At 52.3% G+C, this 14939-nt stretch carries 11 protein-coding genes; 5 read left to right on the forward strand and 6 right to left on the reverse strand.

Features of this window, described 5'->3' with window-relative positions; all coding sequences use genetic code 11:
• Positions 1 to 22: 22 nt before the first annotated feature.
• The 4 genes from AC0LWM_RS23405 to AC0LWM_RS23420 all read left to right on the forward strand — a co-directional run bounded on the left by AC0LWM_RS23405 (position 23) and on the right by AC0LWM_RS23420 (position 5516).
• Positions 23 to 2209 (forward strand): LuxR C-terminal-related transcriptional regulator, encoded by a 2187-nt coding sequence (locus AC0LWM_RS23405; protein WP_474677416.1) that lies wholly within the window; start codon positions 23 to 25, stop codon positions 2207 to 2209.
• A gap of 106 nt (positions 2210 to 2315) precedes the next feature.
• Complete coding sequence (locus tag AC0LWM_RS23410; protein WP_474677417.1) at positions 2316 to 3788, forward strand: MDR family MFS transporter; 1473 nt, start codon at positions 2316 to 2318, stop codon at positions 3786 to 3788.
• Positions 3789 to 3825: 37 nt separating this feature from the next.
• On the forward strand, positions 3826 to 4371 hold the full coding sequence (locus AC0LWM_RS23415; RefSeq protein WP_474677418.1) for a PadR family transcriptional regulator: 546 nt from the start codon (positions 3826 to 3828) through the stop codon (positions 4369 to 4371).
• A gap of 230 nt (positions 4372 to 4601) precedes the next feature.
• The gene (locus tag AC0LWM_RS23420) at positions 4602 to 5516 is read left to right on the forward strand and encodes a helix-turn-helix transcriptional regulator (protein WP_474677419.1); all 915 of its coding nucleotides are present in this window, start codon (positions 4602 to 4604) and stop codon (positions 5514 to 5516) included.
• 88 nt (positions 5517 to 5604) lie between these two features.
• Here the strand turns inward: AC0LWM_RS23420 and AC0LWM_RS23425 are convergent, their stop codons facing one another.
• The 5 genes from AC0LWM_RS23425 to AC0LWM_RS23445 all read right to left on the reverse strand — a co-directional run bounded on the left by AC0LWM_RS23425 (position 5605) and on the right by AC0LWM_RS23445 (position 12720).
• The gene (locus AC0LWM_RS23425) at positions 5605 to 6486 is read right to left on the reverse strand and encodes a carbohydrate ABC transporter permease (protein ID WP_474677420.1); all 882 of its coding nucleotides are present in this window, start codon (positions 6484 to 6486) and stop codon (positions 5605 to 5607) included.
• Positions 6487 to 6501: 15 nt separating this feature from the next.
• Entirely contained in the window at positions 6502 to 7401 is a 900-nt protein-coding gene (locus AC0LWM_RS23430; protein ID WP_474677421.1) for an ABC transporter permease, read from the reverse strand.
• Positions 7402 to 7477: 76 nt separating this feature from the next.
• Positions 7478 to 9178 (reverse strand): extracellular solute-binding protein, encoded by a 1701-nt coding sequence (locus AC0LWM_RS23435; protein WP_474677422.1) that lies wholly within the window; start codon positions 9176 to 9178, stop codon positions 7478 to 7480.
• Between the two features lie 151 nt (positions 9179 to 9329).
• Positions 9330 to 10967, reverse strand: a complete 1638-nt coding sequence (locus tag AC0LWM_RS23440) for a response regulator transcription factor (protein ID WP_474677423.1) — start codon at positions 10965 to 10967, stop codon at positions 9330 to 9332.
• A gap of 4 nt (positions 10968 to 10971) precedes the next feature.
• Positions 10972 to 12720 carry a sensor histidine kinase gene (locus tag AC0LWM_RS23445; RefSeq protein ID WP_474677424.1) on the reverse strand — a complete coding sequence of 583 codons (1749 nt, stop codon included), beginning with the start codon at positions 12718 to 12720 and terminating at the stop codon, positions 10972 to 10974.
• Between the two features lie 348 nt (positions 12721 to 13068).
• Here AC0LWM_RS23445 and AC0LWM_RS23450 point away from each other — a divergent pair, with 348 nt between their 5' ends.
• Positions 13069 to 13602 (forward strand): DinB family protein, encoded by a 534-nt coding sequence (locus AC0LWM_RS23450; protein ID WP_474677425.1) that lies wholly within the window; start codon positions 13069 to 13071, stop codon positions 13600 to 13602.
• A gap of 506 nt (positions 13603 to 14108) precedes the next feature.
• On the opposite strand, the gene AC0LWM_RS23455 is transcribed toward AC0LWM_RS23450, so the two are convergent.
• Complete coding sequence (locus AC0LWM_RS23455; protein ID WP_474677426.1) at positions 14109 to 14741, reverse strand: hypothetical protein; 633 nt, start codon at positions 14739 to 14741, stop codon at positions 14109 to 14111.
• Positions 14742 to 14939 lie beyond the last annotated feature (198 nt).

The following is a 14939-nucleotide window of genomic DNA, read 5'->3' on the forward strand; positions in this document are numbered from 1 at the left end:
TAGCAAAAAGTGGGGATTCTTCATGGTTCCAGAACAATTAGGGGATTGGATCGACCGCGGCGAGGATCGATTTTTTGTCGGCAGGGAATTCGAAACCCGTTTATTCGAACAATATTTGCTCCATCTGCCGGAACGGACGGAACGCATTCTGAACATTTACGGCACGGGCGGCATGGGCAAAAGCTTTCTACTGGACCGGTTCCGCAACCGTGCGATGGCCGCGGACGCTCTTTTCTTGCTCGTGGATGTCCGAGATTTCCGCACGGCCGAAGCGTTATGTGCTTACCTCTTGGACTTGCTGCAAGGAAGCGGCGCGGTTGGGGGCAAGCCGATGCTTGATATGCCGACGGCGGGAATTCAAATGGCGGAAAAACCGGCAGCGGATTTGTCGATTGCGGATATGCAAAGGGTAGACACGCAGGTGGCGGATATGCCGGCGGGTATCCCGATTGCCGGTATGCCAATGGCGGATATGCCCGTCGCGGATTCGCCGCTAACAGGTACGACAATGGCGAATATTCCTGTCGCGGGACAATGCTCCGCCGCATTAAACGGAGCGGCGGGAAGCCGCAGAATCGTTCTGGCATTCGACCATTACGAGGAAATCGGCTCTCTCGACCAGTGGCTGAGAGACGAGCTGCTGGCGAGGCTATCTACCGAACTGCTCATCGTCATCGCAGGCCGTTACCCGCTCCAAGGCCCGTGGAAGCTATCCCCCGCATGGAGGAAACTGATCGTATTCCTCCCCCTGAACGAGCTGCAATACAGCGACGTCCAGCTGTACATGCACCGGTGCGGCGTTGCCTCGGAATCGGTCATCGACGCAGTCTGGCTCCAGACGATGGGGCATCCGCTTATGGTGGCGCTCATCGCCCACGACTCCCCGGAACCGGCTTCCATCGGACAGGCGAGGCAGCTCGACGACGTGCTGGACAGCTGGCTGCGGGAGGTGCCGGACGAAGCGCTGCGCGATTTGGTCCAGGCGGCGTCGCTGATGCGCGTGTTCAACCTGGAGCTGCTGGCCCAGTTGACGGAACGCGACGTTCCCGCTTCCTTGTTCGACCGTTTGGTTCGGCTGTCTTTCGTCAAGCGGACGTCCGGCGGCTGGGAGCTGCACGACACGGTCCGGGAAGCGGCACGCCACATGTTTCGGAGCCGGACGCCGGGACAATACGCCGAATACGTCTCCCGGTCGATTCGGCATGGCTACGAGCGCATCGTCGAGAAGCTGCAGCATAACAAGGAAGTGTTTCAAGTGCTCGGCCAACTGCTGCAATTCGCCGGCAATCCGATTTTGCGTGCGCACTACCGGCATTCCCGCATGTCTGCGAACTATTGGGAAACATTAAACGAGGCAAACTTGGCGGAGGCAGAACAATATGTCCGCAGAAGGCACGCCGACGCTCGGGAATGCCACATCCGCTGCGCTGATCCGGAGAGCGGCACCATGTTCCGTTACACGATGTCGGCGGAGCAAAGCTTGTACCGGATTAGCCGCATCGACTTGAAGGAACTGCTGCGCCTGGAGGACAAGGCCGTTCGGCTGATGCGCAACCCGGAAGGACGTATCGTCGGGCTGTCCGCGATCGTACCGATCCATGAAGGCACCATCGCCTATTTGAAGCAGGCGCTTCTGTCGCGCGCTTACTTCGGCAGCCTGACCCCACAGCAGCTCGCGGCGCTGCATGTCCCGAGCGCCCAGCCGGCCGGCTGGTTCATCCTTACGGTCGACGTTGAGAACGTCGAGCAAGAGGAACTGCGATCCGACATCGTGCATGTAATGCTGGAGCAAATTTTGGCGGGAGGCTTGCTGCTCTCCTCTCCTCCGCCGTTTCCGCATTACATCGAAGTGCATAGGAGCCTCGGTTTTGACGTCGTGTCCGATCTGGTCCACTGCGATTACGACGGCGCAACGCCAACGCAAACATTCGTCATGAACACGCGCGGCAAAGGGCTGATCCCGCTGCTGAACCGGCTGGTCGAAGGGCTGCCCCAAGCGCCGCCCGCCAAGTTCGGGCACATCGAAGCGTTCACGCCGCGCGAGCAGGAAGTTGCGGATTTGCTGGCCGAAGGCTTGACGAATGCGGAGATTGCGGCGAGGCTGTTCGTCAGCGAAGCGGCGGTCAAAAAGCATATCAACTCGATGCTGGGCAAATTTGGCGTTAAAAACCGGACTCAGCTGCTAAAAGCCATTTTAGAGCATAATTAAGCCATTTATCTCCCTTATGTCACAATTGACATATGAGCTGAAAAACAGTATAGTCTCCTTGTTTTTCATATGTAAGTTTAGACATAAAGGAGTGGAACCGGCATTCATGAGCAGTACGACCGTTAAACCTCAAGTGAAGCTTTTGCCGATCTTGACCGCTATTTTTTTCGGAAGCTTTGTCTCGACACTGGCGACCAGCACGATGAATATCGCCATTCCCGTACTGCAGCATGATTTCAACACAACGCTCGGCACCATCCAATGGGTGCTGACGGGGTTTATGCTTGCCATGGGCACGGTTGCCCCGGTGACCGGCTATTTCGGCGAGCGGTTCAGCTACAAACGGCTATATTTGTTCGCCCTGATCGGATTTACGCTGGCTTCCGTCCTATGCGCCGTCGTCACGACCGCGCCGATGCTCATTGCGTTCCGAATCGTACAAGGGATGTTCAGCGGCCTCATCGTGCCGGCAACGATGGCGATTATTTTCCAAGTGATCCCGAAGGAAAAACAACCGATCGCGATGAGCATCTGGGCCGCTTCCTCGATGCTGGCGCCCGCCGTCGGGCCTACGTTCGCGGGCTGGCTGCTGGAGCACCTCAGCTGGCATTGGCTGTTCTGGATCAACGTACCGATCGAAATCATTTCGATCCTGCTCGTATTCCCTTTTATTCCGTATTACCGTTTGCAAGTCCCGAAATCGTTCGACCTGATCGGCTTCATCACCGTTATCGTCAGCAGTTCCACGCTGCTTGTCGCCTTGTCGCAAGGCAATGCATGGGGCTGGGCATCAGGCAAAACGCTCTCCCTGTTCATTGCAGGCTTCGTCTTCCTGGCCTTGTTCGTATGGCGGGAGCTGACGGCGGAGACGCCTTTGCTCAACCTGCGCGTGTTCGGCAACGCCAGGTATTCGATCACGCTGATCCTAACCAGCATCATTACGATCAGCTTGTATTCCGGGATGCTGCTGACGCCGGTATTCCTGCAAAATATTCAGCGGGTCACCCCGATGGATACGGGGCTCATCCTGCTGCCGTCCTCGCTCGCCATGGCGATCATCACTTTATTCGTCGGCAAGCTGTACACCGTCATCGGCCCGCGCGTCTTAATGCTTGTCGGCATTGTGGTCATGGCTGCGGGTACGCTGCCTTTGAGCTGGCTTAGCATTAACATTTCGCATGAATATATTTTGCTGTGCATGGTCGTCCGCAACATCGGGATCGCCTTGACGATGATGCCGGCGAGCAATGCGGGCATGGAGCAAATTCCGCCGCAGCTGAGCGGCCACGCTTCGTCGATCAGCAACTGGCTGCGCAACGTGTTCGGCTCGTTTGCGATCGCGATTTTCACATCGCTGCTTACGTCGCGCACGACGGCGCATTTCAAGGATTTGGCCGCCGCGGGCGACTACGACAAAACGCATATGCAGATGATGTCCTTCACGATGAGCGTCAACGACGTTTATCTTGTCGCGACCGTGATTGTGCTTGCAGCGCTGCCTTTTGCATATTTCATCCGCAAAAACCGGGCCAAACCGGCGCAAGCCGCCGGACCGAAGCTCGAAACCAAATTAGCCTAGTCCGCGGCACAAGCGGACTCAATTCTATGGGGGGACTGTGTTGAATACATTATCTTACGGTTTGTTGAGCATGCTGGCTTGGGGGTCGTACTCCGGCTACGATTTGATGCAAAAAATACAACCGTTCTGGCATGCCCAGCACAGTCAGATTTACCCGCTGCTGGCGGAGCTTGAGCGCAGCAGGCTGGTCGAATTCGTGCTTGTCCCGCAATCGGATAAGCCGGATAAAAAAATATATTCGATCACCGAGGCCGGCAAAACGGCGCTGCAAGAGTGGATCGACGCCCCTTCGGCCATGCCGGTTACCCGCGACGAATTCTCGTTTAAGGTGTACAGCGTCGGCATCACCGACCGGGCCAAAGCCCGCAAGCTGGTCGCGGAACGCAAAGAGATGTACGCGGCCAAGCGGGATCAGATGGAGCAGAAGCTCGAGCGCGTCTTGCAGTTATCGCGGGACAAGGGCGAAGAGATACGCTTCGGATCGCAATATTACGGAGCCCTCTTGCTGCTGCACAAGGCGATTTCCAACACGAAGTCAAATATCGAGTGGTGCGATTGGGTGGAGGAAACGCTACAGGAATAGCGAAGGGGCGCGTGCTTTAAAGGACTGTTTTCGAGTCTTGTCGGACTTGGGAACAGTCCTTTTGACGTTGGTCATATCACCAACGGCGGCAGAAGATGTGATATAATTTTCGGTGTTTATCGGGTAGCGAAAAACAAACTTGCCGATTCGCAACCGCTCGTGATTAGGAATGTTGATATTTAACGAGACGAATAAGTAAACGGATAAATATTTCCCCGTGAGGTGCTTGAATGAAGCTGGAACGGCTCATTTCGATGATTTATATGCTGCTGAACAACGAGGTGCTGTCAGCGTCCGCTTTGGCTGAAAGGTACAACGTTTCCCAGCGGACGATTTACCGGGACATCGACGTCATTTGCGCGGCGGGCATTCCCGTTGTTTCGCACCAAGGCGTACACGGCGGCTACGGCATTATCGAGGAATACAAAATGGATCGGAGCCTGCTCGGCTCTTATGATGTCGGCTCGCTCATCACCGTGCTGCACAGCATGTCGACCGTATTCGAGGACGAACGCGCGATGGAGACGATCCAGAAGCTGCAGACGATTCAGCCTGACGACACGCCGAGCGTTTCGATGGACATGGCCGGCTGGCGGCCGCACAACGAATCGCTGCGTTTGCTGCGTGCGGGCATTCAGCAGCGCCGCGTCGTCGCTTTCGAATACGTCAGCGCCAAGAACGAGCGGCTGAACCGCAGCATCGAGCCGGTCCGGCTCATGTACAAATACGCCACGTGGTACGTGTTCGGCTTTTGCCGGACGCGCAAGGATTACCGCGAATTTCGGATATCGCGGATGGACAATCTGGCGTTGACCGAGGAACGGTACCACCGCAATCATGCTGCGGAACGTGAAGAACGCACACGCGAAGGCTACCGGCAAGCGGAGCCGGAGAAGGTCGTGCTGCACGTTTCGCCGAATGCGCTTGCCATCGCGATGGACCAATTCTACGGCGCGGACAAAAGCTACAACGATGACGGCTCGCTGCTGCTCACCCTGCATGTCCCACATCCCGCGCGGGCCGCGTGGCTGAAGTCCGTGCTGCTTAGCTTGGGTGAAGGCGTCGAGGTTGTGGAGCCTGTCGAGCTCCGAACGGCGATGAAGGAGAAGCTTGAAAAAATGTTAAGAAGGTACGCCGAAGTATAATTTGCAGGCCGCGATCAATACCGTTAAAGCAGCTACCCTGTAAACAATCTTTTTATTTCGCGAATCGATTGTATTGGCCTCAAGCTTCTTATCCCTTCACACTGCCCAGTACGATTCCTTTCACGAAAAACCGCTGCAAGAACGGATATACGGCAATGATTGGCAGCGCTCCGAGGAAAATTTGTGCCGCTTTGGCTGTCCGATCCGATACCTCGCGCAAGATTTCATAATCTTTGCCCGACATTGAAGTGAGATCCATGTTTACGAGAATCGTCTGCAAATAGGTGGACAACGGAAAGTGTTCCGGCGATTTCATCAGAATCAACCCGTCAAACCATGAATTCCAATGGCCGACGATGGTAAAGAGAGAGATCGTCGCAATAGCCGGAAGCGACAAGGGCACATATATTTTCCACAAAATGGTCCAATGGCTTGCTCCGTCGATTGAAGCGGACTCCTCCATCTCCTTCGGAAGTCCGCGAAAAAAGTTGAGCAGCAAAATGACGTTAAACACCGGGACGGCTCCGGGAAGAACGAGCGCCCACACCGTATCCATAATGCCTGTCCATTTAATCGTCATATACCACGGAATCAGTCCGCCGTTAAAAAGAATGGTAAATACGAATATCCAGGCATATACCGTGCGATAACGGAAAGCGGCAACTTCCTTGGACAACGGATACGCGATAAGCATCGTAAGCAGCAGGTTCACGAAAGAACCGAGAATTACCCGCTCAACGGTCATAACGATCGATTGCAGAAATGCCGGTTTCCTCAAAATAAATTCATAGGAGCTTGTCGTGAACCCTACCGGCCACAGCTTCACCAGCCCAGCAGCAGCGGCGCTATTATTGCTGAAGGATAGGGCAAGCACATGTACGAGCGGGAAAATGCAGACCAACCCCAAAGCGGATAAAAACATGATGTTCAACACATTAAAAATGCGATAGGTTCCGCTTGTTCGAATCATGCCGAAACCTCCAATCTAGAAAATTCTATAATTTGCGAGGCGATAAGCCAGAAAATATGACAGCGAAATCATAACGAACGATACGAGAGACTTGAACAGCCCGATAGCCGTCGCGACGCTGTATTGGGCCTGCTCCAGGCCCGTTCGATACACAAGCGTATCGATAATATCGCCGCTTTCGTAAACTGAGGGACTATATAAATTGAATACTTGATCGAACCCGGCATTCAGAACGTTTCCTAAGCTGAGCGTTGCGAGCAAAATAATAATCGGCAGTATGCCTGGCAATGTAACGTGCAACGTTTGCTTCCAGCGGCTTGCACCATCGATGAGCGCCGCTTCGTAGAGTGAAGGATTGATCGCGGTCAAAGCAGCCAAGTACACAATCGTATTAAATCCGAATTCCTTCCACACATCCGTAATGACGATTGTGAACGGGAACCAACGGTTGTCGCCCAGGAAATAGATCGGCTCTAACCCCAAGGATTTAAGAATCTGGTTAACAATGCCTTGAGAAGGAGACAATATATCAATCAGAATGCCGCCCAGAATAATCCACGATAGAAAATGGGGCAAATAGATAAGCGTTTGCACGCCCCGCCTCAGCCAATCTTTGGAAAGCTCGTTCAGCAGCAGCGCGACAATGATCGGCACGATTTGCCCCACCACAATTTTGAGCGCCGCAATATAGAACGTATTTCCCAGCACACGCAAGGAATTCGGCATTTCCCATACATACTTGAAATGATCGAGCCCTACCCAAGGATTATCGAAATAGGGACGCCCAGGCAAAAATTTAATAAACGCCATCGATAAGCCGAACAAGGGTACGTAGCTGTATACGAGCACTAGCAGAAGCCCCGGCAACAGCATTAAATGTAGCGGAATTTCCCGAATTGACTTTTTAGACAGCATGTTTATCCACATCCTTGAGAAAAGAAGAAGGAGAAGCAATGAAGGATACTTCTCCTTACTCCTCGTTCTTAGTCTATTATTTTCTTGAAGCGGCCCACTCGTTAACTTCCTTCGTAATTTGATCTCCGCCGAGCTTCTTCCAATTTTCCACGAACTTGTCGAATTCGTCGATCGACGCCGCGCCCATGATGATTTTCGTGAACGTTTCTTTCAGGAGGGTATCGAGCGTGCTCCCTTTTTCACCCATCGTCGGCGTAGCAGGTCCGAAAAACTCGCTGCGCTGGATGCGGTCTTGCTGCACCAACTGCTCGATCACCGCGTAGCTGCCCTCAGGGCCGAATACTCTGTAGTAGCCCCAGTTCTTCTGATCACCTTCCAAATATTTGGAAACCTCTTTAATCTGGCCTTCTCTGGCCGTCTTCATCGCTTCGACGTCGTTCGCCTCAATCAGCTTGGTCGCTTTCTTGTACACATCCATGTTTTCCGTAACTGGCGAGCCAGACAGAATAACATATTTGAAAGTCTCAACGCCGTCATATTTGCTATTCGGCGGTTGAGGAGGCTGCAGGTAGTTGGCGTCGAACCAGAAATTCATCAGCTTGATTGCCGCTTCTGGATTTTTTGCGCCCTTCTTCACGACATAATACTGCGAAACGGTAAAAGGAACTTGGCCTTTAGCCGGTTTGCCATCAATGGAAGGTAGCAAGAACGGCTTCCATTCCATGTTCGGATCGAGATTTTTGCCGTCCTGGATCGGCCAGATCGGTGTCCACATCGCGCCGTAGTACATGCCGAGCTTACCGCCTGTGACCGCTTCCGCGACTTTGCCACTGTCCTTCGTGCCGAATTCCTTGTCAATTTGCTTACCGCTGTACATCTTCTGCAGATCGGCCAAGGCCGCTTTCATCTCCGGCTGGATGTTGCTGTTCACCAATTGTCCGGACGCGTCCTTTAACCATGCGTTGTAATATGCGTGATAACCGTTCAGAAAACCTTCAAAGCCGGGAAAGCCACCGTTCAAATCTTTTGAGAGGCCAAGGCCGTAGGTGTCGGCTTTGTTATTGCCGTCAGGGTCCTGGGTCGCGAAAGCTTCGGAGATCGCCAGCACGTCCGCTATCGTCTTCGGTTCAGGCAGATTCAGCTTCTTCAACCAATCAGCGCGTACCCACAAGAGAGGAACCTCGTCGATGTCGGAGCCGATACGCGGAAGGGCAAACAATTTCCCACCAAAAGTCGCGGAGCTAATCGCAGTGCCGCCGTCGTCCGCAAACACTTTCTTCGTGAAATCCGAAGCATACTTGTCGTAAGTTTCGGTCAGATCCGCCAGTTGGCCCGCTTCCACAAGCTGCTTCAACTCGTTGCTGTTGACAGTCACGATATCAGCCAAGTCGTTGCTCGCAATCGCAACGTTCAGCTTCTGATAGTATTGGTCGATCGGGCCTTGCAGCGTCCAGTTATATTTAATCTTGATGCCGAGTTTCTCTTCATATAGACGAGTCCATAGATTATCGGTAGCGGATTCGCCTTCGGCGTATTTGACGTTCTCATCGTACGGACGAATAACCGTTACTTCAATCGGTGGATCGTACTTACCGAGCGGATCGATCGCTCCGGCCAGCTCGTTGGCCGACGGGCTTGACTCGGTCGATGCAGTCGACGACGAACCGGTGTTTGGGCTCGTCTCATTGTTTCCCTTGTTCGAAATGCATGCCGACAGTACGGCGGCAAGCAGCATGATAACTGCAATGCTTGATGCAACCGCTCTCAAATTCTTCATGCGATGGTTCCCCCTAGTGAAATTTTCAGAAGATATCTCTTCTTGTTTTGAGTATAAATTCGAATCGCAGAAGACACTATTAGATGATTTCGACTATTATTGACTTCTCATTACAACTTGAGGATAACAAGGACGGTCACTGTGCAAGAAGTTACATGCGGGATTGCTCGCGGTATTCCTGTGGAGTAAGGCCGCTTGCTTTCTTAAAAAAACGGTTAAAATAAGCCGCCGATTCGAAGCCGACTTGCGCTGCGATGTCCTGCACCTTGTCGTTCGTCTCTCTGAGCTTTCTGCTCGCGGTGGATAACCGGGTCGACATAATGGTGTCTGACAGGCTCTCGCCGGTAAGCTGCTTGTACAATCGGGACAAGTAAGAAGCGTTAAGAGAAACGACCTCCCCTAGCCGTATAACCGACAGATCACCGGACAAATTTGCGTCGATATATTGCCTGAGCCGGTGAACGAGACTTTTACCGTACTGCTTCGAAATGCCGTCTTTTCTCAGAAAAACGGTCTCGCCCAGCTCGGCAAACAGCAGCATCGTCTGCTCCCAGCTAACATGCGTCTCAAGCTTAAGCAGACTATCCATGTTTCTACTGCCGAGCAGCGGCTTAAGCAAGCCTTCATTGGCTAGAAAAGTCATGAACATGGAGAGCAGTCGGTATGCCGCCGCAAGACGAAGGTCGGCATCGCCGATAAGCAGCTCATCGTTCATCAGCTCAGCCAGCTTGTGCCTGAACACTTCCCGTTGTCCGCTCTCCAGCAACAGCCCCAATTCATCGGTCAGCTTGCATACCCGCTTCATCTGCCATTCGACAGGCGCGTTATCAAGAAGTTCCTCGGCCGATTGTTCGGTCATCAGCAGCTCATAGCCCGCTCCGAAACTTCTGCGCATCGCCCGTCTAAGCGCATCATGCCGGTTAGAAACAAGCGACCAGGTGCAGAATGCGCTCGATGCAGCAAAGGATACTTTCAGCTTCAGCAGTTCCTTGCAGGTCTGTTGGATTCTTTCCGCCGTGCCGTGTACGAATCGAATCAGCCGGGGAAGCTCCTCTTCTCTTTGCGATTCCCCCATCGGTTGGATAAGCCAGGCAATCCGCGTCTTCTCGTAGACGAAGGATTGGGTCGCCACGGCGTCGTGTAAGTATTCATCCGCGATATTCTGCACAGCGAAAAGCAGCAACGCCTTGTCCGCGGTGCCGTAAGCTAGCCATTCATCGACACGAGCCAGCAGCAGCAGCACCGGGCGGCTATCCGTGAGTTGCAAATTCAAAGCGTCGAATTGCTCCTGCAGCCGCCTTCCCATCGGAAATTCGCCCTGCAGCAATTCGGTCAGGAATTCGTTCTGCAGCGATGGCAGCGCGACTTGCAGCCTGCTCTGCGCCTGCTCGAGCTGGGCTTCTCTCTCCATCTCGCTGTCGAGCTCGCCTAGCGCCCTGCGAACTGCACCCAACACCGCTTCGTCGCCCTCCGTCTTCAGAATATAATCTACGGCCCGATGATGAATCGCTTCCTTGATATAAGAGAACTCGTCATGTCCCGTTAGAAAGATCACTTTGCATCTCGGCCATTGCCTGATAATATGTTGCTGCAACTCAAGCCCGTCCATGCCCGGCATGCATATATCCGTCAACACGATATCAATCGTGGCTCTATGCAGCCATTCGATCGCTTCGTCGGCCGAGGAAGCCTTGCACACTTCCAGATCGACGAAATCGGCTTCCTTCATGATTCCGCTCAGGCCGTTCAGAATAAACAACTCGTCATCTACAATTAAGATTCGACGCATAGCCTCAATCCTCCATGTTCGTTGATTTGCCTAAAGGAATATACAAGGAGATCTTCAAACCGCCCAAAGCGCTTTTGGATACCCTCATGCCCCAAGGCTCTCCGAATTTAAGACGGAGACGCTGATGCACGTTCATCATTCCCGTCTTCTCGAACGAGCCTTCCATGACGCTCTCCAGCTTCTGCTGCAGACTCTGCAGTTCTTCGTCGGCCAAGCCTTCCCCGTTCTCTTCAACGGAAATGATGATAGCCCCTTCTTCCTCCGAATCTTGGATGGACAAGGCGATCATGCCGCCCGACTTCTTGGACTGAAGCCCATGCTGATAGGCGTTTTCCACGATAGGCTGGAGAATGAGCCGGGGAATGCGTACAGATCTAAGCCGGGTGGACTGACAGGAAATGCTCGCCTCGATCCGATTTTGGAATCGCAACTGCTGAATTTCCAAATAAGCGACCGTATGGTTCCACTCCTCATCCAGCAATGCCGAGTCTGAAGAATTTCGTGTAATATATATAAAATAGTCTCCCAAATACTTCGTCGCCTTAGCAACATTATCAACATCATGAGCACACGCCATGCGATGAACCATATAATACGTGTTGTATAGAAAATGCGGATTGATCTGCGACTGGAGCTGCTTCAGTTCCGACTGCTGGGCCATGATCTTCGATTCGTACACATCCTGCACCGATTGCTGCAGCCGGCTGACCATGATATTGAATTGGCGGTATAAATACTGGAATTCATCGTAGTTCCGATGGGCGATAGCCACGGTCAGATCGCCTTTCTCCACCTTGCGGAAGGCCCGCACCATGCTGCGCAGCGGAGAGTGGATCGAACGGAATATCCAATAGGAGAAGCCGATGACTACGGCCAGTGCCACACCGGACAAGACCCGGAACCAGACCCGGTATTTGTGCAGCGGTCCAAGTACCTGCTCTTCCGGGATATATAACGCCAGGGTCATATTCAGCAGTTCCGATCTCTCGTAAGTGACGTAATAGGATTGATTGTCCTCCTTCAAGATGCCTTTGCCGAAATTCCGATCTATCGGGAGTGTTTTCACGAAGTATTGGACTCGTTCATCTATCGTCGCATTTCCCGGATTGCTCCTCAGCATCCAATCCTGATTGTCATTAAATAACAAAGAACCCCCGCCGTTGTCGCCCGCCATCTGCCGCAGAAAGGATTGCAAGCCGCGCTGGTCCATCTCAGACTGCAAAATATAGAGGGGCGGTTTGGTCGTATAAGAAGAAGGATCGGGATATATGGTGTTCAGCAGCAGCTTCCCCTGCCAGTAGACTATCGGCGATAGCTGTTTTCTGTTCAGATCCTGCAGTTCCTTCACTTCCGCTTCCGTCATGGCCGCTTCATCGGTCAAAGGCAGTAGCGTTTTTCCGATTAACGGAATGTACGCCCTGGCTTCCGAAATGTAGAGACTGGAGGTTTCCATGATCCAGAGCTTGTTCTGAACCCGCTTTTGCATCAGCATGACCTCATAATAAGGCAAAATCGACGAAATCATACTCAACTTGGTCACGTCGTTGTCAAGCGCATACTGCGTATGCAGCCGAATAAGCCGGGCCATCTCAGCTTCGAGCGAGCCGATATTGAAACGAACCCGCGCCTCCATAGAGCTCCATATTTCTTTGCGTAAGCTATCCATGCCAAGACGGTTGAACTGCAAGCTGACGACGAACAAGGGTACGATTGCGATCAGAAACATCAGAATCATCTTAGGGAAAATTTTCATGCTTCGTAAGCCCTCCAGGAACCGCATGGTGAACACATCCTTTGTATCGACTGAAGATGATAACTCTTTATTTTCGATAAGGCACTTTGCGTTTCCTCTCGTTTCTCTTGCCACCTCTATTGCATATTCATTACAATTCTTGTCTTCTCATGACTTCTGATCAGTACAAGCAGCTGTTGGCCGAAACGCCGCAGCTTGTCGGGTACGATACCGCTTCGATCCGAGAGGCAGTCCGTTATAAAAAAATTGAAGATGCTGCCCCGAAGTATGACACGCTGCTGTCATACTTCTTTTTTTATAATGGATTCATAAACCAATACGAGATGTAAAACAAAGGAGACGATCCATATGTCAAATGCGATGACGATGTACAATTACCATGCCTGGGCTAACCAAACCCTTTTTAACCACTTAAAAGCGCTGCCGCGGGAGCTTTATCATCAAGAGGTGCAGAGCGTGTTTTCCTCCGTGTCTCAAGCGATGGCGCACATTTATTTTGTCGATCACAGTTGGATGGAAATTTTGGAGGGTAAAAGCATGAACGATGCGTTGGCCTTCGCGCGCTCGTTTTTGCAGGAGATGGAGGCCATGAGCCTTGAAGAGCTTGAAGCGCTGTACGGTGAGCTAGCTAAGCGGGGCAAGGCATTGCTCGGTCGGCTTGATCTGGAGGAGGTGATCGTGCTGGATAATCCTTACGCTGGTGTCCGCGATACTTCATTTGCGGAAATGGTCATGCAGATTGCGACACACGGAGCATACCACCGCGGCCACGTGGGAGCAATCCTTCGCCAACTGGGCCACTCCTCGACGATGACGGACTACGCGTTGTTCTGGTATCGAGGCGCTGCGCAGGACGCTGCGGAAGAAGCCCCGACTGTTTAACGAAAACGCAGAGAGCTGGCATGTAGCGGCATTTATGCCGACCGCTTAGCGAAGCTTGGGCGAAGAAAGGTGCACATTTACGATAGCATCGCATTGAGAGGGGCATCGCCTGTTCCGAAGATGCTGCTGCCAAGCGTTTGCCCTTCTACGAGAACAGAAGAACGGCCGCCTTCTTGCAGAAGACGGCTGTTCCTTATTTCAGGGTAATCAGTCAGATATGCAAGATGTGCAAACAACTTGTTTTCACCATCGCATTGCCCCATCCTGTCATTTTAAGGTTCTCTAATCAGCTCTGTTACCCGTTATTGATACCATATTGTTGTATGGCGGCAAATCGTTATTGTTGCAGCAACTACAACAATTTCGCTGCAAACGGCCCTTCACGGGCGAAATTGCTGTACGCCATACAACATTCCCTTATCACGCAACGCAATAGCTCGGCATTGTTGTATTTTTTTGCAACAATTTCTAGTTATAACTTTACTTTCCATTCCTACTCCCCGAACCTACTTTCCGTTCCTACTCTTCCGCACAGCCAACACAACCCCACCTAGAACAAGTAACGCGAAGCATGCACCCGCGATCAGATAAACGTCAGAACTCCCATTCACTGGTACTTCCTGCCCCGAAGCGCCTTCACCGGACAGCGGCGCTGCCTTGTTCTTGACGGTCACTGCCGTCGGCGCATATCCTTTGCCGAGAGCAATCAACTCCTCCCCGGCCGACGACGCCGGCTTCGTGAGCTCACACATGCCGGTTTGTAGCTTGTCCTCGCTTTTATAGGCAAATACGACGTACTCCTTGTTTTCCTGGAACCCCACGTAACCGCAACTCTCCGAATTCCTTGCCGTATAGATCGTCGTTTCTTCATCAAGCGCGCCTTTCCATACTTGATCGACCTGGAACGTTATCGCGACCAGATCGGCGCTCGAAATGAACTCGCCCGTCTCAGGCATATTGATGCCGGTAACCTTCCCTTTAAAAATCGCGCTTTTCCGCTCCAGCTCCTCCTTCGCCGTAGGAGGCATAGCACAGGAACATGCGTGAGCCACCGGCGATTTTATCGTGAAAAATGCAACGAACAGCAATACGAATCCTATGCCTAGCAAGACTGGGCGTATTCTTCTCAACTCTGCCATCTCAACCACCTCATCGTACAAGACGCGGAATGCCTCCAATATGTTCCACTGTAGAAATATTTTGATTCGGGATTGTGAAAGAAACCGCAAAATATGCGAAATAATGATAAAATACTTGTAGGAAACCGAAGACAAGCGGGTAGAACGCTAATCAATTGAAACTAAATTGAAACCAAGTTGAAGCAAAAGGTGGAGAAG

It is taken from the genome of Paenibacillus sp. sgz302148, from assembly GCF_056120465.1.

Coding starts and splice junctions, on each gene's coding strand:
- AC0LWM_RS23455 (WP_474677426.1), bottom strand. CDS start 14,741: ATGGCAGAGTTGAGAAGAATACGCCCAGTCTTGCTAGGCATAGGATTC.
- AC0LWM_RS23425 (WP_474677420.1), bottom strand. CDS start 6,486: ATGATTCGAACAAGCGGAACCTATCGCATTTTTAATGTGTTGAACATC.
- AC0LWM_RS23430 (WP_474677421.1), bottom strand. CDS start 7,401: ATGCTGTCTAAAAAGTCAATTCGGGAAATTCCGCTACATTTAATGCTG.
- AC0LWM_RS23410 (WP_474677417.1), top strand. CDS start 2,316: ATGAGCAGTACGACCGTTAAACCTCAAGTGAAGCTTTTGCCGATCTTG.
- AC0LWM_RS23445 (WP_474677424.1), bottom strand. CDS start 12,720: ATGAAAATTTTCCCTAAGATGATTCTGATGTTTCTGATCGCAATCGTA.
- AC0LWM_RS23435 (WP_474677422.1), bottom strand. CDS start 9,178: ATGAAGAATTTGAGAGCGGTTGCATCAAGCATTGCAGTTATCATGCTG.
- AC0LWM_RS23450 (WP_474677425.1), top strand. CDS start 13,069: ATGTCAAATGCGATGACGATGTACAATTACCATGCCTGGGCTAACCAA.
- AC0LWM_RS23440 (WP_474677423.1), bottom strand. CDS start 10,967: ATGCGTCGAATCTTAATTGTAGATGACGAGTTGTTTATTCTGAACGGC.
- AC0LWM_RS23405 (WP_474677416.1), top strand. CDS start 23: ATGGTTCCAGAACAATTAGGGGATTGGATCGACCGCGGCGAGGATCGA.
- AC0LWM_RS23420 (WP_474677419.1), top strand. CDS start 4,602: ATGAAGCTGGAACGGCTCATTTCGATGATTTATATGCTGCTGAACAAC.